The organism is Streptomyces sp. NBC_01255 (genome assembly GCF_036226445.1).
In the GTDB taxonomy this organism is placed as follows: Bacteria; Actinomycetota; Actinomycetes; order Streptomycetales; family Streptomycetaceae; genus Streptomyces.
In genome coordinates this window covers 4,064,027-4,090,518 of the sequence record NZ_CP108474.1, presented here as the reverse complement: position 1 = coordinate 4,090,518, position 26,492 = coordinate 4,064,027, and the positions used below count along the sequence as shown (strand labels likewise).

22 protein-coding genes and 3 rRNA genes are annotated in these 26,492 nt (G+C 67.8%); 12 read left to right on the top strand and 13 right to left on the bottom strand.

From position 1 onward, the window contains the following. The 4 genes from OG357_RS18125 (at position 1) to rrf (ending at position 6,343) form a co-directional block, all read left to right on the top strand. Complete coding sequence (locus tag OG357_RS18125) at positions 1-567, top strand: MarR family winged helix-turn-helix transcriptional regulator (protein ID WP_329622149.1); 567 nt, start codon at positions 1-3, stop codon at positions 565-567. A 641-nt stretch (positions 568-1,208) separates the two neighbouring features. Next, positions 1,209-2,734 (top strand): 16S ribosomal RNA (locus tag OG357_RS18120). 288 nt (positions 2,735-3,022) lie between these two features. Then, positions 3,023-6,143 (top strand): 23S ribosomal RNA (locus OG357_RS18115). A gap of 83 nt (positions 6,144-6,226) precedes the next feature. Beyond that, positions 6,227-6,343 (top strand): 5S ribosomal RNA (rrf, locus tag OG357_RS18110). The 16S, 23S and 5S rRNA genes sit together here, the layout of an rRNA operon. 97 nt (positions 6,344-6,440) lie before the next feature. On the opposite strand, the gene OG357_RS18105 is transcribed toward rrf, so the two are convergent. The 4 genes from OG357_RS18105 to OG357_RS18090 are packed head-to-tail and all read right to left on the bottom strand — an operon-like array spanning position 6,441 to position 10,045. Continuing rightward, positions 6,441-7,112 carry a response regulator transcription factor gene (locus OG357_RS18105; protein ID WP_329622148.1) on the bottom strand — a complete coding sequence of 224 codons (672 nt, stop codon included), beginning with the start codon at positions 7,110-7,112 and terminating at the stop codon, positions 6,441-6,443. After that, positions 7,109-8,356 carry a sensor histidine kinase gene (locus OG357_RS18100; protein WP_329622147.1) on the bottom strand — a complete coding sequence of 416 codons (1,248 nt, stop codon included), beginning with the start codon at positions 8,354-8,356 and terminating at the stop codon, positions 7,109-7,111. Before OG357_RS18100 ends, OG357_RS18105 begins: the two co-directional genes overlap by 4 nt. Before the next feature lie 13 nt (positions 8,357-8,369). Further along, the gene (locus OG357_RS18095) at positions 8,370-9,146 is read right to left on the bottom strand and encodes an ABC transporter permease (protein WP_329622146.1); all 777 of its coding nucleotides are present in this window, start codon (positions 9,144-9,146) and stop codon (positions 8,370-8,372) included. Next, positions 9,143-10,045 (bottom strand): ABC transporter ATP-binding protein, encoded by a 903-nt coding sequence (locus OG357_RS18090; protein WP_329622145.1) that lies wholly within the window; start codon positions 10,043-10,045, stop codon positions 9,143-9,145. The genes OG357_RS18095 and OG357_RS18090 overlap by 4 nt, the downstream gene beginning before the upstream one ends. A gap of 152 nt (positions 10,046-10,197) precedes the next feature. Here OG357_RS18090 and OG357_RS18085 point away from each other — a divergent pair, with 152 nt between their 5' ends. Continuing rightward, complete coding sequence (locus tag OG357_RS18085; protein ID WP_329622144.1) at positions 10,198-10,764, top strand: GNAT family N-acetyltransferase; 567 nt, start codon at positions 10,198-10,200, stop codon at positions 10,762-10,764. Here OG357_RS18085 and OG357_RS18080 read toward each other — a convergent pair. From OG357_RS18080 to OG357_RS18050, 7 genes are all read right to left on the bottom strand, one after another. Next, positions 10,754-12,280, bottom strand: coding sequence for a type IV secretory system conjugative DNA transfer family protein (locus tag OG357_RS18080; RefSeq protein WP_329622143.1), 1,527 nt, complete (start codon positions 12,278-12,280; stop codon positions 10,754-10,756). The two genes, OG357_RS18085 and OG357_RS18080, sit on opposite strands and share 11 nt — an antisense overlap. Before the next feature lie 4 nt (positions 12,281-12,284). Next, positions 12,285-13,679, bottom strand: coding sequence for an ATP-binding protein (locus OG357_RS18075; protein WP_329622142.1), 1,395 nt, complete (start codon positions 13,677-13,679; stop codon positions 12,285-12,287). Between the two features lie 20 nt (positions 13,680-13,699). Then, positions 13,700-15,253 (bottom strand): SCO6880 family protein, encoded by a 1,554-nt coding sequence (locus OG357_RS18070; RefSeq protein WP_329622141.1) that lies wholly within the window; start codon positions 15,251-15,253, stop codon positions 13,700-13,702. Further along, a complete protein-coding gene (locus tag OG357_RS18065; protein ID WP_329622140.1) occupies positions 15,250-16,581 on the bottom strand; it encodes a hypothetical protein in 1,332 nt (443 codons plus the stop codon). Before OG357_RS18065 ends, OG357_RS18070 begins: the two co-directional genes overlap by 4 nt. Further along, a complete protein-coding gene (locus OG357_RS18060; protein ID WP_329622139.1) occupies positions 16,571-17,404 on the bottom strand; it encodes a hypothetical protein in 834 nt (277 codons plus the stop codon). Before OG357_RS18060 ends, OG357_RS18065 begins: the two co-directional genes overlap by 11 nt. 115 nt (positions 17,405-17,519) lie before the next feature. Continuing rightward, positions 17,520-17,828, bottom strand: a complete 309-nt coding sequence (locus OG357_RS18055) for a hypothetical protein (RefSeq protein WP_017242359.1) — start codon at positions 17,826-17,828, stop codon at positions 17,520-17,522. A gap of 278 nt (positions 17,829-18,106) precedes the next feature. Beyond that, positions 18,107-18,679, bottom strand: a complete 573-nt coding sequence (locus OG357_RS18050) for a TetR/AcrR family transcriptional regulator (RefSeq protein WP_329622138.1) — start codon at positions 18,677-18,679, stop codon at positions 18,107-18,109. A 125-nt stretch (positions 18,680-18,804) separates the two neighbouring features. Here OG357_RS18050 and OG357_RS18045 point away from each other — a divergent pair, with 125 nt between their 5' ends. The 5 genes from OG357_RS18045 (at position 18,805) to OG357_RS18025 (ending at position 23,201) form a co-directional block, all read left to right on the top strand. Then, positions 18,805-19,677 (top strand): NAD(P)-dependent oxidoreductase, encoded by an 873-nt coding sequence (locus OG357_RS18045; RefSeq protein ID WP_329622137.1) that lies wholly within the window; start codon positions 18,805-18,807, stop codon positions 19,675-19,677. Positions 19,678-19,764: 87 nt separating this feature from the next. Further along, positions 19,765-20,793: a C40 family peptidase gene (locus OG357_RS18040; protein WP_443066692.1), complete on the top strand. Its 1,029-nt coding sequence runs from the start codon at positions 19,765-19,767 to the stop codon at positions 20,791-20,793. A 213-nt stretch (positions 20,794-21,006) separates the two neighbouring features. Continuing rightward, positions 21,007-21,729, top strand: a complete 723-nt coding sequence (locus OG357_RS18035) for a phosphatase PAP2 family protein (protein WP_329622135.1) — start codon at positions 21,007-21,009, stop codon at positions 21,727-21,729. 306 nt (positions 21,730-22,035) lie between these two features. After that, positions 22,036-22,878 carry a hypothetical protein gene (locus OG357_RS18030; RefSeq protein WP_329622134.1) on the top strand — a complete coding sequence of 281 codons (843 nt, stop codon included), beginning with the start codon at positions 22,036-22,038 and terminating at the stop codon, positions 22,876-22,878. A 143-nt stretch (positions 22,879-23,021) separates the two neighbouring features. Further along, positions 23,022-23,201: a hypothetical protein gene (locus OG357_RS18025; protein WP_125753417.1), complete on the top strand. Its 180-nt coding sequence runs from the start codon at positions 23,022-23,024 to the stop codon at positions 23,199-23,201. A gap of 34 nt (positions 23,202-23,235) precedes the next feature. Here the strand turns inward: OG357_RS18025 and OG357_RS18020 are convergent, their stop codons facing one another. Next, positions 23,236-23,601: a metal-sensitive transcriptional regulator gene (locus OG357_RS18020; RefSeq protein ID WP_317597654.1), complete on the bottom strand. Its 366-nt coding sequence runs from the start codon at positions 23,599-23,601 to the stop codon at positions 23,236-23,238. A 194-nt stretch (positions 23,602-23,795) separates the two neighbouring features. Between OG357_RS18020 and OG357_RS18015 the strand changes: the two genes are divergently transcribed. Further along, complete coding sequence (locus OG357_RS18015) at positions 23,796-24,416, top strand: DUF47 domain-containing protein (RefSeq protein ID WP_327163361.1); 621 nt, start codon at positions 23,796-23,798, stop codon at positions 24,414-24,416. A 5-nt stretch (positions 24,417-24,421) separates the two neighbouring features. Next, positions 24,422-25,420, top strand: a complete 999-nt coding sequence (locus tag OG357_RS18010; RefSeq protein WP_329622133.1) for an inorganic phosphate transporter — start codon at positions 24,422-24,424, stop codon at positions 25,418-25,420. Positions 25,421-25,708: 288 nt separating this feature from the next. Here the strand turns inward: OG357_RS18010 and pstB are convergent, their stop codons facing one another. Continuing rightward, on the bottom strand, positions 25,709-26,485 hold the full coding sequence (pstB, locus tag OG357_RS18005) for a phosphate ABC transporter ATP-binding protein PstB (protein WP_329622132.1): 777 nt from the start codon (positions 26,483-26,485) through the stop codon (positions 25,709-25,711). Between the last annotated feature and the right edge of the window lie 7 nt (positions 26,486-26,492).

Genomic DNA, 26,492 nt, shown 5'->3' with positions numbered 1-26,492 from the left:
ATGTCCGACACCCCCGAGCGGTCCGGCCCGCAGGCCCCCCAGGAACCGACCCTCGACGAGCAGATCGCCGCCTATCAGCGCGAGTACCGCGACCTCGACCCCCAGGTGGAGAAGGTCGTCTCGGCCCTCGGCCGGCTGAACCGCCGGATGAACGTGGCGTACGGCCGCCAGCTCGCCGAGCTCGGCATCAGCAACGCCGAGTGGGAGGTCCTCAAGACTCTGGTCCTCGCCGGAGCGCCCTACCGTCTGGGCCCGGGCGAGCTGGCCAAGCGACTGGGCCTGACCCCGGCGGCGATGACCCACCGCATCGACCGCATGGCCGGCGAGGGCCTGGTCACCCGCGACCGCGACGAGAGCAACCGCGTCCGCGTGATCGTCGAGCTCACGGACGAGGGCCGCTCGAAGTGGCTGGAGGCCATGCGCATGGCCACGGACTTCGAGGAGGACCTGCTCCAGGACCTCACGGCAGAGGAGAAGGGCGTCCTCGGCGAGGTGCTCATCCGCCTCCTGCGCCGCGTGGAGCTCACCCAGCCGGACGCCGGCGGCCGCCTCACGGACCTGGACTGACGCCACCACGCGCAGCCACCGGCCGGGGGTTGACACGCCCCCGCCGGATACGTAATGTTCTCCGAGTTGTCACGGAGCCGGAACGGTTCTTCGACAGCCACTCCCGCCGCTGATGCGGCACCTCTACTCAGCACGATCTCCCCACCGGGACGAATTTCGGCATGCCGAAATTCAATTCGAAAGACTCGATTATGAGTTGACGGGGGAATCCGCTAGAGTTTGAGACGTCGGAACGGCCCAACAGCCGGAAAGACAAACCCCGCTGACTGGGGGTCAGACGCCGAAAGGATCTGATAGAGTCGGAAACGCCGGAAGGGCCTGAAGCGAAAGCGAACAGGACCGGAAAGCACCGAGGAAATCGGATCGAAAACATCTGATAAGCTTCGGAACGAAGGGAAGCCCGGAGGAAAGCCCGAGAGGGTGAGTACAAAGGAAGCGTCCGTTCCTTGAGAACTCAACAGCGTGCCAAAAATCAACGCCAGATTAGTTGATACCCCGTCCATCTTCGGATGGTCGAGGTTCCTTTGAAAAAGTCCACCCCTAGCCGGGTGGCACACAGCGAGGACGCTGTGAACGATCGGTCTTATTCCGACTCGATCGTTCCGCTCAACGCGAGTGTATCGCCGGATTACCGGCAAACATTCACGGAGAGTTTGATCCTGGCTCAGGACGAACGCTGGCGGCGTGCTTAACACATGCAAGTCGAACGATGAAGCCCTTCGGGGTGGATTAGTGGCGAACGGGTGAGTAACACGTGGGCAATCTGCCCTTCACTCTGGGACAAGCCCTGGAAACGGGGTCTAATACCGGATAACACCGGCTTCCGCATGGAAGCTGGTTAAAAGCTCCGGCGGTGAAGGATGAGCCCGCGGCCTATCAGCTTGTTGGTGGGGTAATGGCCTACCAAGGCGACGACGGGTAGCCGGCCTGAGAGGGCGACCGGCCACACTGGGACTGAGACACGGCCCAGACTCCTACGGGAGGCAGCAGTGGGGAATATTGCACAATGGGCGAAAGCCTGATGCAGCGACGCCGCGTGAGGGATGACGGCCTTCGGGTTGTAAACCTCTTTCAGCAGGGAAGAAGCGAAAGTGACGGTACCTGCAGAAGAAGCGCCGGCTAACTACGTGCCAGCAGCCGCGGTAATACGTAGGGCGCAAGCGTTGTCCGGAATTATTGGGCGTAAAGAGCTCGTAGGCGGCTTGTCACGTCGGGTGTGAAAGCCCGGGGCTTAACCCCGGGTCTGCATCCGATACGGGCAGGCTAGAGTGTGGTAGGGGAGATCGGAATTCCTGGTGTAGCGGTGAAATGCGCAGATATCAGGAGGAACACCGGTGGCGAAGGCGGATCTCTGGGCCATTACTGACGCTGAGGAGCGAAAGCGTGGGGAGCGAACAGGATTAGATACCCTGGTAGTCCACGCCGTAAACGTTGGGAACTAGGTGTTGGCGACATTCCACGTCGTCGGTGCCGCAGCTAACGCATTAAGTTCCCCGCCTGGGGAGTACGGCCGCAAGGCTAAAACTCAAAGGAATTGACGGGGGCCCGCACAAGCAGCGGAGCATGTGGCTTAATTCGACGCAACGCGAAGAACCTTACCAAGGCTTGACATATACCGGAAAGCATTAGAGATAGTGCCCCCCTTGTGGTCGGTATACAGGTGGTGCATGGCTGTCGTCAGCTCGTGTCGTGAGATGTTGGGTTAAGTCCCGCAACGAGCGCAACCCTTGTCCTGTGTTGCCAGCATGCCCTTCGGGGTGATGGGGACTCACAGGAGACCGCCGGGGTCAACTCGGAGGAAGGTGGGGACGACGTCAAGTCATCATGCCCCTTATGTCTTGGGCTGCACACGTGCTACAATGGCCGGTACAAAGAGCTGCGATGCCGCGAGGCGGAGCGAATCTCAAAAAGCCGGTCTCAGTTCGGATTGGGGTCTGCAACTCGACCCCATGAAGTCGGAGTTGCTAGTAATCGCAGATCAGCATTGCTGCGGTGAATACGTTCCCGGGCCTTGTACACACCGCCCGTCACGTCACGAAAGTCGGTAACACCCGAAGCCGGTGGCCCAACCCCTTGTGGGAGGGAGCTGTCGAAGGTGGGACTGGCGATTGGGACGAAGTCGTAACAAGGTAGCCGTACCGGAAGGTGCGGCTGGATCACCTCCTTTCTAAGGAGCACAGTACCGATTGCAGACAAACGTGCTGCACGGTCAGCTCATGGGTGGAACGTTGATTAGTTGGCACGGTCTCAAGGATCTCCTCACAAGTACTGCTTCGGCGTGGAAAGTGACGGGGATGCGGAGGATCGTGCCTGGCACGTTGTTGGGTATCTGAGGGTACGGCCGTATGGTCGTTGCCTTCGTGATGCCGGCCCCAGTGAACTCATCGGCTTGTCCGGTGGGGTGATGGGTGGCTGGTCGTTGTTTGAGAACTACACAGTGGACGCGAGCATCTGTGGCCAAGTTTTTAAGGGCGCACGGTGGATGCCTTGGCACCAGGAACCGATGAAGGACGTGGGAGGCCACGATAGTCCCCGGGGAGCCGTCAACCAGGCTTTGATCCGGGGGTTTCCGAATGGGGAAACCCGGCAGTCGTCATGGGCTGTCACCCATGCCTGAACACATAGGGCATGTGGAGGGAACGAGGGGAAGTGAAACATCTCAGTACCCTCAGGAAGAGAAAACAACCGTGATTCCGGGAGTAGTGGCGAGCGAAACCGGATGAGGCCAAACCGTATGCGTGTGATACCCGGCAGGGGTTGCGCATGCGGGGTTGTGGGATCTCTCTTTCACAGTCTGCCGGCTGTGAGACGAGTCAGAAACCGTTGATGTAGGCGAAGGACATGCGAAAGGTCCGGCGTAGAGGGTAAGACCCCCGTAGCTGAAACATTAACGGCTCGTTTGAGAGACACCCAAGTAGCACGGGGCCCGAGAAATCCCGTGTGAATCTGGCGGGACCACCCGCTAAGCCTAAATATTCCCTGGTGACCGATAGCGGATAGTACCGTGAGGGAATGGTGAAAAGTACCGCGGGAGCGGAGTGAAATAGTACCTGAAACCGTGTGCCTACAAGCCGTGGGAGCGTCGGAAACAAGCTTGCTTGTTTCTCGTGACTGCGTGCCTTTTGAAGAATGAGCCTGCGAGTTTGCGGTGTGTTGCGAGGTTAACCCGTGTGGGGAAGCCGTAGCGAAAGCGAGTCCGAATAGGGCGATTTAGTAGCGCGCTCAAGACCCGAAGCGGAGTGATCTAGCCATGGGCAGGTTGAAGCGGAGGTAAGACTTCGTGGAGGACCGAACCCACCAGGGTTGAAAACCTGGGGGATGACCTGTGGTTAGGGGTGAAAGGCCAATCAAACTCCGTGATAGCTGGTTCTCCCCGAAATGCATTTAGGTGCAGCGTCGTGTGTTTCTTGCCGGAGGTAGAGCACTGGATAGGCGATGGGCCCTACCGGGTTACTGACCTTAGCCAAACTCCGAATGCCGGTAAGTGAGAGCACGGCAGTGAGACTGTGGGGGATAAGCTCCATGGTCGAGAGGGAAACAGCCCAGAGCATCGACTAAGGCCCCTAAGCGTACGCTAAGTGGGAAAGGATGTGGAGTCGCAGAGACAACCAGGAGGTTGGCTTAGAAGCAGCCACCCTTGAAAGAGTGCGTAATAGCTCACTGGTCAAGTGATTCCGCGCCGACAATGTAGCGGGGCTCAAGCGTACCGCCGAAGTCGTGTCATTGCAGCAATAGGGCCAACGCCCGCTGTGATGGGTAGGGGAGCGTCGTGTGCCGGGTGAAGCAGCAGCGGAAGCTAGTTGTGGACGGTTCACGAGTGAGAATGCAGGCATGAGTAGCGATACACACGTGAGAAACGTGTGCGCCGATTGACTAAGGGTTCCTGGGTCAAGCTGATCTGCCCAGGGTAAGTCGGGACCTAAGGCGAGGCCGACAGGCGTAGTCGATGGACAACCGGTTGATATTCCGGTACCCGCTTTGAAACGCCCAATATCGAGCCCATTAATGCTAAGGCCGTGAAGCCGTTCCGGACCCTTCGGGGAAAGGAAAGTGGTGGAGCCGTCGACCCAAGGTGGTAGTAGGTAAGCGATGGGGTGACGCAGGAAGGTAGTCCAGCCCGGGCGGTGGTAGTCCCGGGGTAAGGGTGTAGGGCGTGTGATAGGCAAATCCGTCACACATTAAGCCTGAGACCTGATGCCGAGCCGATTGTGGTGAAGTGGATGATCCTATGCTGTCGAGAAAAGCCTCTAGCGAGTTTCATGGCGGCCCGTACCCTAAACCGACTCAGGTAGTCAGGTAGAGAATACCGAGGCGTTCGGGTGAACTATGGTTAAGGAACTCGGCAAAATGCCCCCGTAACTTCGGGAGAAGGGGGGCCATCACTGGTGATCGGATTTACTCCGTGAGCTGGGGGTGGCCGCAGAGACCAGCGAGAAGCGACTGTTTACTAAAAACACAGGTCCGTGCGAAGCCGTAAGGCGATGTATACGGACTGACGCCTGCCCGGTGCTGGAACGTTAAGGGGACCGGTTAGTCACATTTCGGTGTGGCGAAGCTGAGAACTTAAGCGCCAGTAAACGGCGGTGGTAACTATAACCATCCTAAGGTAGCGAAATTCCTTGTCGGGTAAGTTCCGACCTGCACGAATGGCGTAACGACTTCTCGACTGTCTCAACCATAGGCCCGGTGAAATTGCACTACGAGTAAAGATGCTCGTTTCGCGCAGCAGGACGAAAAGACCCCGGGACCTTTACTACAGTTTGATATTGGTGTTCGGTTCGGCTTGTGTAGGATAGGTGGGAGACTTTGAAGCCGTGACGCCAGTCATGGTGGAGTCGCCGTTGAAATACCACTCTGGTCGTGCTGGATGTCTAACCTCGGTCCGTGATCCGGATCAGGGACAGTGTCTGATGGGTAGTTTAACTGGGGCGGTTGCCTCCCAAAGGGTAACGGAGGCGCCCAAAGGTTCCCTCAGCCTGGTTGGCAATCAGGTGTTGAGTGTAAGTGCACAAGGGAGCTTGACTGTGAGACCGACGGGTCGAGCAGGGACGAAAGTCGGGACTAGTGATCCGGCGGTGGCTTGTGGAAGCGCCGTCGCTCAACGGATAAAAGGTACCCCGGGGATAACAGGCTGATCTTCCCCAAGAGTCCATATCGACGGGATGGTTTGGCACCTCGATGTCGGCTCGTCGCATCCTGGGGCTGGAGTCGGTCCCAAGGGTTGGGCTGTTCGCCCATTAAAGCGGTACGCGAGCTGGGTTTAGAACGTCGTGAGACAGTTCGGTCTCTATCCGCTGTGCGCGTAGGAATATTGAGAAGGGCTGTCCCTAGTACGAGAGGACCGGGACGGACGAACCTCTGGTGTGCCAGTTGTCCTGCCAAGGGCATGGCTGGTTGGCTACGTTCGGGAGGGATAACCGCTGAAAGCATCTAAGCGGGAAGCCTGCTTCAAGATGAGTATTCCCACCTCCTTGAGAGGGTAAGGCTCCCAGTAGACCACTGGGTTGATAGGCCGGATGTGGAAGCCCAGTAATGGGTGGAGCTGACCGGTACTAATAGGCCGAGGGCTTGTCCTCAGTTGCTCGCGTCCACTGTGTTAGTTCTGAAGTAACGAACACGCCCCCTTTGGGTGGTGCGGCGGTTCATATCTTCATAGAGTTTCGGTGGTCATAGCGTTAGGGAAACGCCCGGTTACATTCCGAACCCGGAAGCTAAGCCTTTCAGCGCCGATGGTACTGCAGGGGGGACCCTGTGGGAGAGTAGGACGCCGCCGAACAATCATTGTGGGAAAGCCCCGCACCTTATGGTGCGGGGCTTTTCTGCGTTCAGGGCCAGAAATCTGGTCCAGGAATCCGGTCCGGAAACGCCGGCCGTCAGGCCGGCGCTACCAATTGGGTGTCGTAGGCCAGGATGACCGCCTGGACGCGGTCGCGGGCGCCCGTCTTCGCGAGGATGCGGCCGATGTGGGTCTTCACCGTGGACTCCGCGAGATGGAGACGCTCGGCGATCTCCGTGTTCGTCCAGCCCTGGCCGACGACCGTGAGGATCTCGCGCTCCCGTTCCGTGAGGGAGGAGAGACGTGGGTCCTCCTGGGGCGGGGCCGCCGTCGCTGCGGACTGCGGCAAGTGGTGGATGTAGGCGTCCAGGAGACGGCGCGTCAGGCTCGGAGCCACGACCGCGTCGCCGCTCGCGACCGCGCGGATGCCCGCGAGGAGCTCCTCCGGCTGGGCGTCCTTCACCAGGAAGCCGCTCGCGCCGGCGCGGAGGCCCTCGTACGCGTACTCGTCGAGGTCGAACGTGGTGACGATGAGGATCCGGGTGCGGGCGCCCGTCGTGACGATGCGGCGGGTGGCCTCGATGCCGTCGAGGCCGGGCATCCGGATGTCCATCAGGACGACGTCGGGGTGGTGGCGGTCGACCAGACGGATCGCCTCGGTGCCGTTCGAGGCCTCGCCGACGACCGTCATGTCGTCCTGGCTCTCGAGGAGCATGCGGAAGCCGAAGCGTTGCATCGGCTGGTCGTCCGCGATGAGTACGGTCGTCACGAGGGGGAGTCCTCAAGGGGGAGTCGGAGACGGACCTGCCAGCCGCCGGCCGGCAGGGGGCCGCAGGTGAGATGGCCGTCGTAGAGGGCCGCGCGTTCGCGCATGCCCGTGAGGCCCTGGCCGGGGGCGGTGGCGGGAGCGGGGGCCGTGGTGCTCTGCGTGCCCGTGTCGGTCACCTCTGCCAGGAGTTCCTTCGGGGTGTACGCCAGCCGTACGGTCGCCCTTGCCGACGGGCCCGCGTGCTTGAGCGTGTTCGTGAGGGCTTCCTGGATCACCCGGTAGACCGTCAGTTGGGCGCCTGGTGCGAGGGGTTGGGCGGTCGGCTCGCCCTGGATGTCGAGCTCCACCGCGAGGCCCGCCTTCCGTACGCCGGTGAGGAGGGTGTCCAGGTCGGCCAGGGTGGGCTGGGGGTCGCGGACCGCTTCCTGTTCGTCGTCGCGCAGGACGCCGAGGAGGCGGCGGAGGTCGTCCAGGGCCTGGCGGCTCGTCGTGCCGATGGCGTCGAGGGCCTGGGCGGCGCGCTCGGGGCTCTTGGCCGCCGCGTACCGGCCGCCGTCCGCGAGACCGGTGATGACCGAGAGGTTGTGGCCGATGATGTCGTGCATCTCGCGGGCGATCCTGGTGCGTTCGGCGGCGGCGGCGAGCCTGACCTCCTGGTCGCGTTCGATCTCCAGCCGGCGGGCCCGGTCGACGAGTCCCGCGGTGTGGTCCCTGCGGGAGCGGACCACGATGCCGAGGAGGGCGACGAGCGCGTACGCCCACAGGGTGGGGACGACGCGCTGGTCCCAGGTCTCGCGGGGGAAGCGGACCGCGCCCGTCACGAGCGGCGGCAGGATGAGGGCGAAGGCCCAGAGGAGTGCGCGGGGCGGGCGGGTGAGCGCGAGGTGGAAGACCGGGATCATCTGGAGGTAGCCGGCCTGGAGGAAGGCTCCCGTGCTGTCGCTGACGAGCGCCGCGCAGGCCATCACGGCGAGGACGGCCATGGGCCGCCGGCGGCGCCAGTAGAGCGGCAGGGTGAGGGCCAGGCTCGTGGCGAACACGAGCCAGACGGGGACGGACGGGTCGGGGGCGGTGTTCCGCCAGCCGCCGGACGCGTCCACGAGCGCCGCCCCCGTCCAGAAGAGCGTCACGGCGGCGTCCCACACCGCGGGGCGCCGGGCGTCGAAGGCGCGTGCCCGGGCCAGCAGGCGCTGGATGTACCTGCTCAGGCCCGTCGCCTCGGCAGTCGTCTCCTGTGTGGTCACCCGGTCATCATCCTCATACGTCGCGGGACTTGAGCAACAGGGCGGGGACGGCGAGGGTCGCGGCCGCCCACAGGAGCAGGGCGAGGAGTGCGGCGCCGGGCGAGGCCGCGCCGGGCATCGGGGTCGCGGAGCCGAGGGCTCCGGCCGCCTGGGTGGGGAAGTACCGGATGGCCGTGTCCATGGCCTCGTACGGGAGCATCCCGAGGATCTCGGGCACGATCAGGACCCCTCCGACGAACGCGCCGATCGCGCCCGGCACGGAGCGCAGGGTGGCGCCGAGGCCGAGGGCGATGAGGCCGAGGAGCGTGATGCCCGCGGCGTTGCCCGCGATCGCGGCGAGGACGCCGTCGTCGGTGAGGGAGGCGGCCTGGTCGGTGCCGGAGAGGAAGAGCTGGGCGGTGAGGAAGGTGAGGAGGGCGGTGGCGAGGGAGAGTGTGAAGACGGTGGCCGTGTAGACCGCCGCCTTCGCCCACAGGACGGGGAGGCGGCGCGGGACGGCGGTGAAGGAGGCGCGGGCCATGCCCGTCGCGTACTCGCCGGCGGTGACGAGGATGCCGAGGACGGCGAGGGCGATGCCGCCGAGCTGCGAGCCGTAGAGGGTGAGGACGACGGTGTCGACGTCGGAGTCGCCGCCGTCGGCGGTGTAGGTGGTGCCCATGAGGATGCCGACGCCGAGGACGAACGCGATGGCGGTGCCCGCTGTGATCCAGGTGGAGCGAACGGTCCGGAGCTTGTGCCATTCCGCGCGGAGGACGCGGGTGGGGGTCAGGTGGTAGGTCGTGTTCGTCATGCGGAGGCTCCCTGGTATTCGACGGAGTCGCGGGTGAGGTCCATGAACGCCTGCTCCAGCGAGGCGGCCTGCGGGGTGAGTTCGTGGAGGGGGAGGCCGTGGGCGGCGGCCGTGCGGCCGATCTCCGGGGCTTCCAGGCCGGTGACGAGGAGGGTGTCGGGGGCCTCCGTGGTGCAGCGTGCGCCGGGGAGGAGTCCGCGGAGCCGGTCCGCTTCCGGGGTGACGACCTTGACCGAGGCGCCGCCGGAGGTCCGTACGAGTTCGTCGACCGTGGTGTCGGCGAGGAGGCGGCCCTTGCCGATGACGATCAGGTGGTCGGCGGTGAGCGCCATCTCGCTCATGAGGTGGGAGGAGACGAGGACGGTACGGCCTTCGGCGGCCAGGGACTTGAGGAGGGTGCGGATCCAGAGCACGCCCTCGGGATCGAGGCCGTTGACGGGTTCGTCGAGGACGACGGTGGCCGGGTCGCCGAGGAGCGCGGCGGCGATGCCGAGGCGCTGGCCCATGCCGAGGGAGAAGCCTTTGACGCGCTTGCGGGCGACGTGGGTGAGGCCGGTGAGGGCGAGGACCCGGTCCACGCGTGTGTGGGGGATGCCGTGGGTGTGGGCGAGGACCATGAGGTGGTGGTACGCGGAGCGGCCCGGGTGCAGCGAGCGGGCTTCGAGGAGGGCGCCGACCCGGGTGAGCGGGGCGCGGTGGGCGGCGTAGGGGCGGCCGTCGACGGTGGCGTGGCCGCGGGTCGGGGCGTCGAGGCCGAGGATCATGCGGAGAGTGGTGGACTTTCCGGCGCCGTTGGGGCCGAGGAAGCCGGTGACGGCGCCGGGGCGGACGGTGAAGCTGAGGTCCTGGACGACGGTGGTGTCCCCGTACCGCTTGGTGAGGTTCTCTGCTCGGATCATGTCTTCGACGGTAGGGAGCGGGCGGGGGGCGTTCGTCCGACCGGGGGCGGGAGGTCCGGCGCGGGCGTAGTACCGGGGTACGACGGCGGGTGGGCATGGTCTCGGGGAAATGCCCTTGTCAGGAGGGTGTGGGCGTCGTCAGGATCGTCGGCATGGACTATTCGATACGCCCCATCCGCGCCGACGAGTGGGAGAAGACCCGCGAGATCCGGCTGGCCGCCCTTCAGGACCCGGTCGCGCACCTCGCGTTCCTCGACACGTACGAGGCCTCGGTCGAGCGGCCCGACTCCTTCTGGCAGGAGCGGGCGGAGGGTGGTTCCGAGAGCGGCGCCGGGAACGCGCGGCAGTTCGTGGCCGAGGGCCCGGACGGCAGCTGGGCGGGCACGATCACGCTGCTCGTGGAGCGGCCGTCGGACGAGGTGCGCTTCGGTGAGGCGGCGAAGGTCGGACAGACGCACATCGTGGGTGTCTACGTGCGCCCCGAGGCGCGTGGGGCGGGTGTGATCGACGCGCTGTTCCGGGCGGGTGTGGAGTGGTCCTGGTCGCTGGCGGAGCCGGTCGAGCGGGTGCGGTTGTACGTCCACGAGGAGAACGCGCGAGCGGCTGCGTTCTACCGCCGGTTCGGGTTCGTGGCGACGGGCGACCGGGTGCCGGTACCGGGGCATGACACGGCCATGGAGAACGAGTACGAGATCAGGCGCACCTCGCTCAGCGGCTGAGCGAGTCCTCCGGCCAGCGGGACCTCGCCTGTTCGCGGGAGCGCATCAGGGCCAGGGTCGGGAGGCCCTGGTCGTGGCCGGTGGCGAGGAGCTCCGGGAGGTGGGGGAGCGGGGCCACGGCGGCGACGTCGTCGAGGACGAGCGTCAGTGGTGGGTCGAGCCGACCGTCGGATGACCGTGCGGCCATGCGGCGGCCGTGCTCGACCACGCTTGCGGCGAGGGCCGTGAGGAGGGGCATCGCGCCGGGGTGGGTCCGCGGGTCCTCGATCGGTTCGCCCACCACGTAGAGGGTGCCCCCTTCGGCGACGAATGATGCGAGCGTCAGCGAATCCGTTCGATTCGGGACGCAGGCCTCCCTGATGTGGATCGAGGACAGGGCGGCGAGCGCACGGGCCGTCAGTTCCTGCGCGAGGCGGCGGCTTTCGGGGTGGGCGGTGAGCGCCGATTCGAGGAGCCCGGCGTGGCCGGAGGCGGCCTTGGGGTGGCTGCGGAGGATGCGTACGGGCTCGTGGGCGCCGGCGCCCTGGGCCCAGCGGTGGACCTGACGGAAGGGGCGGCCGTCGACGGCGGCGGCGTGCAGCCAGCAGCGCAGGAGCGTTTCCGCGGTGTCGGCGGTGGCCGCGTCGAGGCGGGAGTGCGGGCGTACGGGGGCGAGCAGGGCGGCCGCCCGCTGCTGGGCGACGGCCGGGTCCTCGCACTGCTCGGACGGCGACCAGTGGAGCCGGGCGGGGGTGTCGCAGAGGTGGCCGGGGTCGTGGACGAGGACCGGGCCCAGTTTGCCGCGCGCGTCCTTCGTCGACGACCACACGGTGGGGTCGGAGGTGACGACCAGGACGGGTCCCTCGGCGTCCCTGATCGCCTGGACGGCGAGGGGGTGGCGGGTCTCCGGAGGGCCGTAGACGAGGCGGGGGGTTCCCGTGGCGAGGGGAGCGGGCGGTGCCGGGGTGGTTGCCGGGATCGGGATCGCGGTGGGAGCCGTCTCCGGTGCCTCCGCCGTCGCGGGCCGTCGGGGGGCCGGGGGAGCTGCCTTCCGTACGGGCTCCTCGTGTATGGGCTCCTCGGGCGCGGACTTCGGGGGCTGGGCCTGCCGTACGGGCTTCTCGTACGCGGGCTCCCGGGTGTCCCGTACCGGCTCCCGGGTCGTCCCGTACGTACCCGCCTTCCTGTTCGCGCGGACCGCGCGCCAGCGGGCGATCGTGCCGAGGGCGAAGACCGCGAGGACGAGCAGGATCATCGCCTCGCCGATCAGCAGGCCCCAGAACAGGCCGTACCCCGACAGCTGGCCCGGTGGGGTGGTCGGCCAGGCCGCCGGGAGGTCCGTCGGGGCCGTCACCAGGGAGCGCAGGGCCGACGGGGTGCCCGTGTAGGCGACGTCCTGCGGCCAGGCGCCGTGGGAGAAGAGGCCGGCCAGGCCGGTCGCCGTCCACACCAGGACCGTGAGGCAGAGGAGGAGGCCGAACAGGCTGAGCAGCAGCCCGTCGGAGATGCCTCCCCCTCCCTTTCGCGTCGTGTCCATCCGGCTACGCCACCGTCGACTGCGACGTGCCGTTCATCTGCTGTTCGACGAGGATCGCGCGCTGCTCCGTCTCCCACTCGAGTTCCGGGTCGGCGACCGAGGACTCGGTCATCGCGCGGTCGGTGTAGACGAGGGGGCGTTCGCGCTCGGTGATGAGGTGTTTGACCACCTGCACGTTGCCGTTGACGTCCCAGACCGCGATGCCGGGGGTGAGGGTCGGGATGATCTCGACCGCCCAGCGTGGCAGGCCGAGGACCCGGCCCGTGTTGCGTGCCTCGTCGGCCTTCTGGGCGTAGATGGTCCGGGTGGAGGCCATCTTGAGGATCGCCGCGGCTTCCTTGGCCGCCGCTCCGTCGACGACGTCGGAGAGGTGGTGGACGACGGCGACGAAGGACAGGCCGAGGCGGCGGCCGAACTTGAGCAGCCGTTGGAACAGCTGCGCCACGAACGGGCTGTTGATGATGTGCCAGGCCTCCTCGACGAGGAAGATGCGCTTCTTCCGGTCGGGGCGGATCCAGGTGTGCTCCAGCCAGACGCCGACGATCGCCATGAGGATCGGCATGGCGATGGAGTTGCGGTCGATGTGGGAGAGGTCGAAGACGATGAGGGGCGCGTCGAGGTCGATGCCGACGGTCGTCGGGCCGTCGAACATGCCCCGGAGGTCACCGTCGACCAGACGGTCCAGGACGAGGGCGACGTCCAGGCCCCAGGCCCGTACGTCGTCTATGTCGACGTTCATCGCCTCCGCCGATTCGGCCTTGGGGTGGCGGAGCTGCTCGACGATGTCGGTGAGGATCGGCTGGCGGTGGGTGGTGTGCTCGGTGACGAAGGCGTGGGCGACCTTGAGCGCGAAGCCGGAGCGCTCGTCGAGGCCGTGGCCCATGGCCACCTCGATGATCGTGCGGAGCAGCGCGAGCTGGCCGGTGGTGGTGATCGAGGGGTCGAGGGGGTTGAGGCGGATGCCGGAGTCGTTGGCGACCATCGGGTCGAGCCGGATGGGAGTTATTCCCAGCTCCTGCGCGATGAGGTTCCATTCGCCGACGCCGTCCTCGCCCTGGGCGTCGAGGACGACGACCTGCCGGTCGCGGAAGCGGAGCTGGCGGAGCACGTACGTCTTCTCCAGCGCCGACTTGCCGTTTCCGGACTCGCCGAGGACCAGCCAGTGCGGGGCGGGGAGCTGCTGCCCGTACAGCTGGAAGGGGTCGTAGATGTACCCCTTGCCGCTGTAGACCTCGCGGCCGATGATCACGCCGGAGTCGCCGAGGCCGGGGGCGGCGGTCGGCAGGTAGACGGCCTGGGCCTGTCCGGTGGACGTGCGGACGGGCAGACGGGTCGTCTCCACCTTGCCGAAGACGAAGGAGGTGAAGGCGTCGGTCAGGACGGACATCGGATCTCGCATCGGACGGTGCCCCTTCGGCCTTAGCGGCGGATGCCGGTCGCGAACGGCAGGGTGTTCACAAAGGCCCGGTGGTGCTCGCGGTCGCACCACTCCAGCTTCAGGTACGACTTGCCGGCGGAGGCCCTGATCGTGCGCTTGTCCCGGGCGAGGGCCTCGGGCGAACGCGACGACACCGTGATGTACCCGACGAGGTTCACTCCGGCCGCGCCGCTGGCGAGATCTTCACCCCGTTGGTCGAGCCGGCCGTGGGCGGCGATGTCACGGGGGTCGACGGTGCGGTTCATCTTGGCGGCGCGGCTGGCGTCGGCCTCGTCGTTGGTCTTCTCGGTGAGCATGCGCTCGATGGCGACCTCGGTGGGCTCCAGGTCCATGGTGACGGCGACCGTGCGGATGACGTCCGGGGTGTGGACGAGGAGCGGGGCGAGGAAGTTGACGCCGACCGGGGTCATGGGCCACTCCTTCACCCAGGCGGTGGCGTGGCACCAGGGGGCGCGGGTGGAGGACTCGCGGGTCTTGGCCTGGAGGTACGTCGGTTCCATCGCGTCGAGTTCGGCGGGCCAAGCGTTTCGTTTCGTCATGGCCTGGATGTGGTCGATGGGGTGGTCCGGGTCGTACATGGAGTGCACGAGGGAGGCGAGCCGGGACTGGCCGAGGGGCTGGCGTACGCGGATGTCGGCCTCGGCGAGGCGGGCGCAGATGTCGGTGAGCTCGCGGGCCATGACGACGGCGAGGCCGGCGTCGCGGTCGAGCTTGCGGGCGCCGGAGGCGTGGCGGGCGGCGCGGGCCATGACGTTGGCCTCGGCGGCGAGTTCGCGCGTGTAGTGCATGCAGGCGACGAGGTAGGCGCGGTGCTGCTCGCTGGAGGTGGAGACCATCGACTGGAGTTGCTCGTACGACTCCTTGAGCCAGGCAGGGGCTGCCGTGTCGCCGCGCTGGCTGACGTCCTTGGCGTGGGCGTCGGGGTCGGCGGGGAGGGTGCGGGCCAGCATCTGGAGGCGGGTCACGAAGCCGTCGCCGTTGGCGACGTGCTTGAGGAGGGTGCCGAAGCGGTCGACGAGGGCCTCCTGGTCCTCGCTGTCGCGCAGGCCGACGCCGGGGCCCTCGATCTCGATGGCGGCGGTGACGGTGCGGCGGTCGGCGTGGAGGAGGACGGCGATCTCGTCGGGGCCGAAGGGGGCGGCGAGCCAGCCGACGCGGCCGATGCCGGGGGGCGGGCCGATCTCGACCTCGCGGCCGTCGAGGCGGGTGCCGGACTCGGCGGCGACGGAGCGGTAGGCCGTACCGCGCTTGAGCATGCGCTTGTAGCTGCGGTTGATCTCGAACCACTTGTAGAACGTGCGGCCCTTGTACGGGAGGTACACGGCGGCGATCGCGACCATGGGGAGGCCGGCGAGGAGCGCGATCCGGAGGGGGAGGACGGGGACGAGGAGTCCGCTCATCATGCCGAGGAACGCGCCGACGATGATGAGGGCGATCTCGCCCGTCTCACGGTTCTTGCCGACGATCGCGTTCGGCCGGGCGCGGCCGACGAGATACGTGCGGCGGGGCGCGACCGGCTGGGACTGGGTCGTCAACGCCCTCCACCTCCAGAGTTGCGGTTGCTGTGCGGGGTACCCGTGGTGGGACTGCTGCTACGGGGTGCGGGCGGGGGCGTGGCCCCGCCGCCGCGGTTGTCGCCGCCGCGGCTGCTGTGGGCGGCGACGCCGCCGGCGAGGGGGTTGGCGGGGCGGGCGGCCTGGGAGCCCTGGCCGCCGCCGCCTCCGCTGTCGCGGGTGCTGTGGGTCTTGATGCCCTGCGAGACGAGGGAGGCGGGGGAGGAGATGACGGCGGCGGCCGTGTTCTCGCCGGCGCGGTGGAGGCGGTTGTTGCGGGAGGCGGCGATCTCGTCGCCGAAGCCGGGGACGAAGCGGTAGATGACCCCGGAGGCGAAGATGGCGAGCAGGATGATCGCGAGTCCGGAGACGACGGCGGAGAACGAGTCGGGGCCGGTGCCGGAGGAGAGTGCCCCGGCGAGGCCGAGGACGATCACGATGACCGGCTTGACGAGGATCACGGCGATCATGATTCCGGCCCAGCGGCGGACGTGGCCCCACATGTTCTTGTCGACGAGGCCGGAGTAGACGACGACGCCGAGGAGGGCGCCGACGTAGAGCATCACGGCGCGGAGGAACAGCTCCAGGTAGAGGACGCCGGCGGCGACGACGGTCACCAGCGACACGATGATCAGCATGATGGGGCCGCCACCGATGCTGTCGCCCTTCTGGAGGGCTTGTTTGAAGCTGCCGAAGAAGACGTCGGTCTGCTGGCCGGTGCCGGAGGCGATGACCTCGGTGACGGCGTCGGTGGCGTTGACGACGGTGTAGAGGATGAGCGGGGTGAAGGCGGAGGCGAGGACCGTCAGCCAGAGGAAGCCGATGGCCTCGGAGAGGGCGGTGGCGAGGGGGACGCCGCGGATGGCCCGCTTGGCGACGGCGAGGAGCCAGAGGAGGAGGGTGAGGACGGTGGCGGCGGCGAAGACGATCGCGTACCGGCCGAGGAACTCCACGTTGGTGAAGTCGACGTCGGCGGTTTCTTTGACGGCCTTGGAGAGGTAGTCGATGGTGGCGATGGCGGCGTCGGCGCAGCCGCGGGCGAGGGAGGAGAGGGGGTCGACCGCGGTGTTGGAGTCGGGGAGGGGGGCGCCGGCTCCGCCGGACTCGCTCCTCTCGCAGAGCTGCCTGGCCGTTCCCGTGAGGAGGTCGCACTCCTTGTTGCCCGGGGTCGGGGACGGCGTGGGCGCCGACGGAGTCGGAGTCGGGGTGGGGGCCGCCTGGGCGGCCCGGGAGAGCAGGAGGGGTACGGCGAGGAAGGCGGCGAAGGCCGCGGTCGACGCGCGCCCTGCCAGGCTTCGGCTAGCGGGCATAGGTGAACCCTCCGTATCCCTCGACGGCCTCGGCGATCTCGTCGGCCGTGGAGGCGAGGCTGTCGCCGTTGACCGGGGTGGGGCCCTCGCTCTGGCTGAATGACTCCACGCGCCAGTCGCCCCCGACCCATGTGAGTTTCTGGGTGATGGTGAACCAGGAGGAGGTGACGGGCTTGGTCGAGCCCGCTCCGGCGAGGCCGCCCAGGCCGGTGCACCAGACCTCGACCGTCGCGGAGTTCTCCGTGTAGTCCCGGACCTTGGCGCCGACCGGGACGGTGCGTGAGACGAAGGTCGTGCCGGAGGGTGCCGCGCCGTTCTCGTCGAGTCCCATGCCGGCCATGAGGCCCGCGGAGTACGAGGTGTCGAGCTTCTTCAGGAGGTCCTCCACGACCGCGGGGTCGTGGATGGCGCGCACGATCTCCGCGCGGGGTCCGTCCTGGAACATCTCGGCCGAGCCGAGCACCACCGCGTAGTTCGACGCGGCGCTCTGGGCTCCCTGTTCGTCGTGTGCGAAGCCTGCCGGGAACTGGCCGTTCTTGCCCGTCACCGGGCGGATGCCTGTTGCTGCCGTCGGGGCCGGTTTGCCCGGGGTGCCTGTCGTGGGGGCCGCGTCCGCCGGGTCTCCGCCGCCGCGGTTGGCGAAGGCGATCGCCGCGATGAGGAGGACCACCACGCCCATGACCGTGATCAGGGAGCGGGAGCTGCGTACGGGGCGGCGGGCGCCGCCGTAGACGTCGCCGCTGTTGCCCTCGGGCAGGCGGGTCCGGGTCTGGCCCGAGCCGCCCACGCCGCCGAAGCCGTCGTGCTCGTCGCCGAGGCTCATGCCGGGTACGCCCCCTCACTCGTTCGCGGGTACGACAGTGCTGCAACATGGCTGGGCATCAGGGAACGCAAACACGACATCAGCAGGCCTCAGGAGGATGGAGTCCGACGGGGGATCAGACGGCCATCCCGTACACGATGGTGAAGAGCGTCCCCAGCGATCCGATGATGAAGACGCCGGTGAGGCCGGCCACGATCAGGCCCTTGCCCTGTTCCGCGCTGAACGTGTCGCGGAGCGCGGTCGCGCCGATGCGCTGCTTGGCCGCACCCCAGATGGCGATGCCGAGGCAGAGCAGGATGGCCACGGCCATCACGACCTCGATCATGATCTTGGCCTCGGCGCCCAGGCTCCCGAAAGGCCCCCAGTTCGGGGCGATTCCACCGATGATGGTGGTGATGTCGCCCTTTTCTGCCGCCAGGTACATGTAACTCACCGCCCCTGTTGGGTAGTTAACTGGCCCTGCCGGACGGCATGGGTCATCGCCCTATCTTCGCTGATGAAACCGCTCGCGTGTGACGCCTTGACGGGTCTCTTTACCCGATCCCCGCACACTTGACCGGTCTGACCGTCTTGACCTGCGAGGGCGTGGCCGGTTTCTATGCGAAGAAGCGTATGGTCACTCTGTGTATCACGGGGGGTGACTCCGGGCAATGATTGTCGTTGTTGCACTCTTGGGGCGCCGTCGCCCCGCCCCCGGGGTCGTCAGACGTACGAGGCGATCAGGCGCGACAAGTGACGGCCCGCCAGGAGGAGGGGGTCCTCGCTTCGGGTGACCTGGGCGGTCACTTCCGCGCCTTCGAGCGTGTTGATGACGGTGGCGGCCAGGTCGCAGGCCTCGGGGGAGGGGAGTCCGCAGCCGAGGAGCTTGTCGGCGACCAGGTTCTGCCAGGCGCGCAGGGCGTCGGCGCAGGCCCGCTGGATGGGGTTGTCGGGGCCGAGGGTCTCCAGGGCGGCGGCGGTGACCGGGCAGCCGTCCGTCCAGCCTGAGGCGCGGAGTTCGCGGGCCAGGAGGCGCGCGCAGGCGTCGACGGCCTTGGCGGGGTCGTCCTCGCCGTCCAGGGCGGCGCGCAGGAGGGCGGCGAACTCCTCGCGGCCGTGCGCGATCGCCGCGACCGCGACGGCTTCCTTCCCGCCCGGGAAGAAGTGGTAGACGGAGCCGAGGGTGGCGTCCGCCTCCTTCGCGATCTGCTTGATGCCCGTTCCGACGTAGCCCTGGCGCTGGATGAGGCGTGCGGCGGCGACGACGATCCGGTCGTGGGTGCTGCTGGTCTGCATGGGGTGAGTCTAGACGGCGTATTGAGTAGAGCGTTCGTTTTAGAGCGTGCTACGGTCTTACCTCGTCGGTAGTTAGAGCGTTCGTTTTAGAGCGCGTATCGCATGTATCGCAGGGGGTTGTTGCTGTGCAGAACGAACTTTCCGTCACCGTCATCGGGCTCGGGCCCATGGGGCGCGCCATGGCCGGTGCCTATCTCGACCAGGGGTACGAGGTCACCCTCTGGAACCGGACCCCGAGCCGCGCCGCCGAGCTCGTCCGGCGGGGAGCGGTGCTCGCCGCCGGCCCCGCCGAGGCCGTCGCCGCGAACGAGCTCGTCGTCCTCAGCCTCACCGACTACGACGCCTTCTACGCCGTCCTCGGCGAGGTCGACCCCGCCGTCCTCGCGGGCAGGGTCCTCGTCAACCTCAGCTCCGACACCCCGCTGCGGGCCCGGGAGGCCGCAGCCTGGGCGGCGGAGCGCGGCGCCGTCCAGCTCACCGGCGGCGTCCTCACCCCGCCGTCCGGCGTCGGCGACCCTGCCACGACCTCCGCCTTCTACAGCGGCCCCCGGGAGGTCTTCGAGGCCCACCGCGGCACGCTCTCCGTGCTCACCGGCACCGACTACCGCGGTGAGGACCCCGGGCTCGCGGCGCTCTATTACCAGCTCAACATGGTCATGTTCTGGACGGCGCTCTCCGGATACTGGCAGGCCCTCGCCCTCGCCGGCGCGCACGGCATCACGGCCGCCGAGCTCCAGCCGTACGCCAGGAACGCGCTCGACCTCGGTCAGTTCCTCGACTTCTACGGGCCCCGGGTCGACGCCGGCCACCACGGCGGCGACGTCGACCGCCTCGCCATGGGTCTCGCCAGCGCCGAACACGTCCTGCACACCGTCACCGACGCGGGCGTGGACGGTGCCCTGCCGGCCGCGATCGCCGACCTGTTCCGCCGTGGTGTGGAAGCCGGGTACGGGGACGACAGTTCCTCCAGTCTTGTGGAGTTGCTCAAGAAGAACTGACGGCACGTCGTGCAACCACCCCTCCGGACTCCCCGCCGCCTAGACTGACCCCGGGGCGTACTGCCATGAGCCGAGGGGTGGTTGACGGTGCGTAGGGCTGGCAAGGCGTGGCTGGTGGCCGGCGGGGCCTTCGGGGTCTGCCTCAGCTTTGTCGCACTGCTCGTCGTCGGGACGTACTCCGCGGCGTCGGGTCTCATCGGCGGCGCGGGCAGCGGCAAGAACGGCACCGTGGGGCTGGCCAAGGGCTCCGTCCCCGCCCTCTACCAGGGGCTCGTGCAGAAATGGGGCAACCTCTGCCCCGCGATCAACCCCGCCCTGCTCGCCGCGCAGCTCTACCAGGAGAGCGGCTGGAACCCGCGGGCCGTCTCCTCGGCCGACGCCCGGGGCATCGCCCAGTTCATCCCCGGCACCTGGGCCGGACACGGCATCGACGGCGACGGGGACGGCGACCGGGACATCTGGGACCCCAAGGACGCGATCCCCTCGGCCGCCTCGTACGACTGCGAGCTCGCCGGGTACGTGAAGAAGGTGCCCGGCGACCCCGCGAACAACATGCTGGCCGCGTACAACGCGGGCGCGTACCGCGTCATCAAGCACGGCGGGGTGCCGCCGATCAGCGAGACGCAGAACTACGTGCGGATCATCCGCTCCCTGGAGAAGAGCTTCGCCCGGCCGCTGGGCCGTGTCGAGCCCTCCCGGCAGGCCGCGGGGGCCATCCACTACGCCCAGCAGAAGCTCGGCACCCCGTACCTGTGGGGCGGTACGGGCACGGCGGCGCAAAATGGCCGGTTCGACTGCTCCGGGCTGACCCAGGCCGCGTACCTGAGCGTCGGCATCGAGCTGCCGCGCGTCGCCAACGACCAGTACAACGCCGGTCCGCACCCGAGCCGGGAGGAACTCCTCCCCGGCGATCTCGTGTTCTTCTCCGACGATCTGACGAACTCGCGTGCCATCCGGCACGTCGGCATCTACGTGGGCGGCGGGTACATGATCGACGCCCCGCGCACCGGTGCGGTGATCCGCTTCGGCCGGATCGACACCCCCGACTACTTCGGCGCGACCCGGGTCACCAAGGAAGGCGCAGCCGCGCTGCCCACCCATCTTCCGCAGACGTAGGGGCAGGAGACGGACCGTCGGGTCGTAAGGGACATGGCCGGAACTCTCCGTCATGCAGTGGCCCTGAGCTGCGGTGAACCGTCACTCTTCGATAACGTCGGCATGATCCACCGGAGAGAGCGGAACGCACGCCTCAGACAGTTCGTTCCCTGATTCGAACGCTCTGACCACGGGGGTGGGAAGACAGACACGAGAAGCAAGGGGCCACAGCAGATGGCTGGACTCGCATCGGACGGTTCCAACCCCGATGTCAGCCTGCTCTACGACATCAACGGTCTTGCGAAGGCCGCTCCGCCGTGGTTCGACCGCGTCATGGAGTTCGTCGGCGAGTACGGGATCATGCTCGGGATGGTCCTCGTCGTGCTCTGGTGCTGGTGGAGCGTCCGCCGCAGCGGCGCCCTCGCGGACTCCGTCTCGGCCGTCGCCGGGCTCGTCTGGGCCCCGCTGGCCGCCGGTGTCGCCCTTCTCGTCAACATCCCCATCCGGGGCTTCGTCGAGCGCCCCAGGCCGTTCAACGACCACGAGGGCCTCGACGTCCTCGTCGAGGGCAAGACCGACTTCTCGTTCGTCAGCGACCACGCCACCATGGCGATGGCGCTCGGCGTCGGCCTCTTCGTCGCCCACCGGAAGTTCGGCCTCGCCGCCATCGCCCTCGCCCTCGCCGAGGGCTTCGCGCGGGTCTACATGGGCGTGCACTACCCAACCGACGTGATCGGCGGATTCGCCCTCGGTACGGCGGTGGCGCTGCTCCTCGCGCCCGTCGCGCTCGCCCTGCTGACCCCCGTCGTCTCCGCCGTCGCCCGCTCCGGCCGCGGCGCCCGGCTCGTCCGCTCCCGGCGGGCCGCGGAACCGCTCCGGCCCGAGGCCGTCGACATCCCCGAGCCCCGGCTCGGCGGCCCGGCCGGCGGGACGACCCAGAACGACCTCGCGGCCTGAGGGTCTAGGGGGCGTCGCCGGACGCCGCCGACGTACGGAGGTGTTCCGAGGCGTCCGTACGCGCTCTCTCCCGCGATCTGCGGGCCGGCCCCGACCAGCCGCAGCTGCACCTGGCCAGCGCGAACGAGCCGCGTTCCGTCGTCGTGGTCGTGTGAGGGGAGGACTGCGCGTGCACCCCACCACGGTACTGCGCGTGACGGCTCGCCCGTGCCGTCGTTATGCGGATCGGGCGTTCCCAGGCCCGCGGGACCGGGGGACGTGCGGGTCCCGGGCAAACAGCGGTGAGGCGTTGGGGGTTGGCAGGCGATGGTGGTGCAGCTATACGGGCGTCCGCACGGTCGCGGGAGCGGGGCGTTCGCCGTCACCGCCGCCCTGGTCGGCTCACTCGTCGGGGGTTCGGCGGTCGCGGGCTGCGCCGCACCCGAGGACCCGAAGCCCGCGGTGGACCCGCTCCTCGCCGTACGGAACGCGGCCGACGCGCTGACCAGGGCCGGCACCGCCAAGACGAGCACCTCCATGGAGATGGCCGCCGGCGGGACCCGGGTCACCATCCGCGGCGAGGGCGGCTACGACTTCCGCCGCCGCACCGGCCGGCTCCAGGTGGTACTGCCCAAGGACGCCGCCGGGACCGACGAGCACCGGCCGATCACCGAGCTCCTCACCCCCGGCGCCCTCTACATGAAGAACCGGGGCGCGGGAGTGCCCGCCGACAAGTGGGTCCGCGTCGACACCACGACCCTCGACGACGGGAACCTCGTCACGGGCGGGGCCACCGACCCGGCGGCCGCGGCGGAGCTGCTGCGGGGCGCCCGGGAGGTCACGTACCTCGGAGAGGTCGACCTGGCAGGGGTGAAGGTCCGCCACTACCGCGGCGTCGCCGACATCGCCCACGCGGCGCGCGCCGCCTCGCCGCAGCTGCGCGGGGCGCTCGCCGCGGCGGCGAAAGGGTTCGCCAAGGACACGGTGCCCTTCGACGCGTATCTGGACGCGGAGGGGCGGCTGCGGAAGGTCCGCCACCAGTTCAGCTTCAGCAACCAGGGCCGTACGGTCGCGGTCGCGTCGACCACCCTGCTGTACGGCTTCGGGGTCCGCGTCCAGGTGACGCTGCCGGACCGGCGGGACATCTACGCCGGGAAGATCAAGGCCTGAGCAGGGCCGCTGCGCGGCCGGGGTGGTTCGGACCATCGTCAAATGGTCCGGACGTGTCATGCGCCCTGCGTGGCCCTCTCCCTACGCTGGGAGACCGCCGGGAGACCTGGGAGACAGAAGCCGGCAGGAAGAGGTGACCGCACGTGGCCCCGCCCGGTACCGCGACCGTGCCCGCAGACCCGGACTGCGTCGCCCTCGCCGAGATCGAACTGTGCGGCGAACTGATCATCGCCGCCTCCGCCGCGGACGGGGAGCGCCTCAGCGCCGACCGGATCGACGAGATCCTGCGGGTCGCCGCCGAGCGGGCCGTACGGAAACGCTGACCGTACGGCCCCCTGGCTCGTGGAGGGGTCCCGCTCAGGTGCGCATCATGCGGGCGATGGCCTTGGTGGCCTCCTCGACCTTGGCGTCGATGCCCTCGCCGCCCTTGGCGGCCGCGTCGGCGACGCAGTGCCGGAGGTGCTCCTCCAGGAGCTGGAGGGCGAAGGACTGGAGCGCCTTCGTCGACGCCGAGACCTGGGTCAGTATGTCGATGCAGTAGACGTCCTCGTCGACCATCCGCTGGAGGCCGCGGATCTGGCCCTCGATGCGGCGGAGCCGCTTGAGGTGCTCGTCCTTCTGCTTGTGGTAGCCGTGCACGCCGTGGTCGTGGTCGGCAGGCTCGACGGCCCCGACTGCCTCGACGGTCTCGGGGGTGACCTGGTCCGCCTCGGTGGTCGTCATCGCGTCCTCCCGTTGTCCAGATAAGGGGGTGTATACCCCTCGTGGGTATATGGTACCGATCCCCGCCGATCCGGGCGGGGGCCCGTGCAGTTCACTGTGCCTGATGGGCGACACTGAGAGGACGCCGGTTAGCCGTGGCCGGATGATGCGCCTAGCATCAGCCTGACCGAAACCCAGCACCCCGAGGACCTCACGTGCGATTTCGTCTGACCCCCAGGGAGACGAGCTTCTACGACATGTTCGCCGCGTCCGCGGACAACATCGTCACGGGCTCGAAGCTCCTGATGGAACTGCTCGGAGCGGAGCCTTCCGCCCGGGCCGAGATCGCGGAGCGGATGCGGGCAGCGGAGCACGCCGGCGACGACGCTACCCACGCGATCTTCCACCAGCTGAACTCCTCCTTCATCACGCCCTTCGACCGTGAGGACATCTACAACCTCGCGTCGTCCCTCGACGACATCATGGACTTCATGGAGGAGGCCGTCGACCTGGTCGTCCTCTATAACGTCGAGGAACTCCCCAAGGGTGTCGAGCAGCAGATCGAGGTCCTGGCCCGGGCGGCGGAGCTGACCGCCGAGGCCATGCCGAACCTGCGGACGATGGCCAACCTCACGGAGTACTGGATCGAGGTCAACCGTCTGGAGAACCAGGCCGACCAGATCCACCGCAAGCTGCTCGCGCAGCTCTTCAACGGCAAGTACGACGCCATCGAGGTGCTCAAGCTCAAGCAGATCGTCGACGTGCTGGAAGAGGCGGCCGACGCCTTCGAGCACGTCGCCAACACGGTGGAGACCATCGCGGTCAAGGAGTCCTGAGCTTCGTGGACACCTTCGCTCTGATCGTGACCATCGGTGTCGCGCTCGGCTTCACGTATACGAACGGCTTCCACGACTCCGCCAACGCCATCGCCACCTCGGTGTCGACCCGGGCGCTGACCCCCCGGGCGGCGCTGGCGATGGCGGCGGTCATGAACCTCGCGGGTGCCTTCATGGGCAGCGGGGTCGCCAAGACCGTCAGTGAGGGGCTCATCGAGACCCCGACCGGCGACAAGGGGATGGGCATCCTCTTCGCCGCGCTGGTGGGCGCGATCATCTGGAACCTCGTCACCTGGTACTTCGGTCTGCCGTCCTCCTCCTCGCACGCGCTGTTCGGCGGCATGGTGGGCGCGGCGCTGGCCGGTGGCACCGAGGTGCTGTGGGGCGGCGTCCTCGACAAGGTCGTCATCCCGATGTTCATCTCGCCGGTCGTCGGTCTCGTCGCCGGTTACCTGGTCATGTGCGCGATCATGTGGATGTTCCGCAAGGCCAACCCGCACAAGGCCAAGCGCGGCTTCCGTATCGCGCAGACGGTGTCGGCGGCCGGCATGGCGCTCGGCCACGGTCTGCAGGACGCGCAGAAGACGATGGGCATCGTGGTGATGGCCCTGGTCATCGCCGATGTGCAGCAGTCGGGCGACGACATCCCGGTGTGGGTGAAGATCGCCTGTGCCGTGATGCTCTCGCTCGGTACGTACGCGGGCGGCTGGCGCATCATGCGGACGCTCGGCCGCAAGATCATCGAGCTGGACCCGCCGCAGGGTTTCGCGGCGGAGACGACGGGTGCGTCGATCATGTTCGGCTCGGCGTTCCTCTTCCACGCGCCGATCTCGACGACCCACGTCATCACCTCCGCGATCATGGGCGTCGGCGCGACGAAGCGCGTCAACGCGGTGCGGTGGGGTGTCGCCAAGAACATCATCCTGGGCTGGTTCATCACGATGCCGGCCGCCGCGCTGGTCGCTGCCGCGAGCTACTACGTGGTGAAGCTGTTCTTCGGCTGACGAGCGATGCCACCCGGACTTGCTGGGGGTCCGGGGGTTATCCCCCGGGAGGACACAGCGTGGTGAAGCTGTTCTTCGGCTGACGAGCGATGCCACCCGGACTTGCTGGGGGTCCGGGGGTTATCCCCCGGGAGGACACAGCGTGGTGAAGCTGTTCTTCGGCTGACGCTGACGCTGACGCAGCTGGGCAAATGGTTGGGCCCGGCTCCCCTGTGGGGGAGCCGGGCCCTTTCGTCATTACGGTGGCACCGCCATGCAGCACCGTAAGACGGTCTTGGGGGGAGCGGTCTAGCCGAAGCGGCCGGAGATGTAGTCCTCGGTCGCCTGGACGCTCGGGTTGGAGAAGATGCGCTCGGTGTCGTCCAGCTCGATGAGCTTGCCGGGCTGGCCGACGGCCGACAGGTTGAAGAAGGCCGTGCGGTCCGAGACGCGGGCGGCCTGCTGCATGTTGTGCGTCACGATGACGATCGTGAAGCGCTCCTTCAGCTCGCCGATCAGGTCCTCGATGGCGAGGGTGGAGATCGGGTCGAGGGCCGAGCAGGGCTCGTCCATCAGCAGGACGTCGGGCTCGACCGCGATGGCACGGGCGATGCACAGACGCTGCTGCTGGCCGCCGGAGAGGCCGGAGCCCGGCTTGTTCAGGCGGTCCTTGACCTCGTTCCAGAGGTTCGCGCCCTTGAGGGACTTCTCGACGATGTCGTTGAGCTGGGCCTTCTTGTACTTGCCGTTGAGGCGCAGGCCCGCCGCCACGTTGTCGAAGATCGACATGGTGGGGAAGGGGTTGGGGCGCTGGAAGACCATGCCCACCGTGCGGCGCACGGCGACCGGGTCGACGTGCGACCCGTACAGGTTCTCGTCGTCCAGCATCACCTTGCCCTCGACGCGGCCGCCGGGGGTGACCTCGTGCATGCGGTTCAGGGTGCGCAGGAAGGTGGACTTGCCGCAGCCGGAGGGGCCGATGAAAGCCGTCACGGAGCGGGGCTCGACGGTCATGGAGATGTCGTCGATCGCCTTGTGGGCGCCGTAGTACGCGGAGAGGCCGCTGACGTCGATTCGCTTGGCCATATCAATT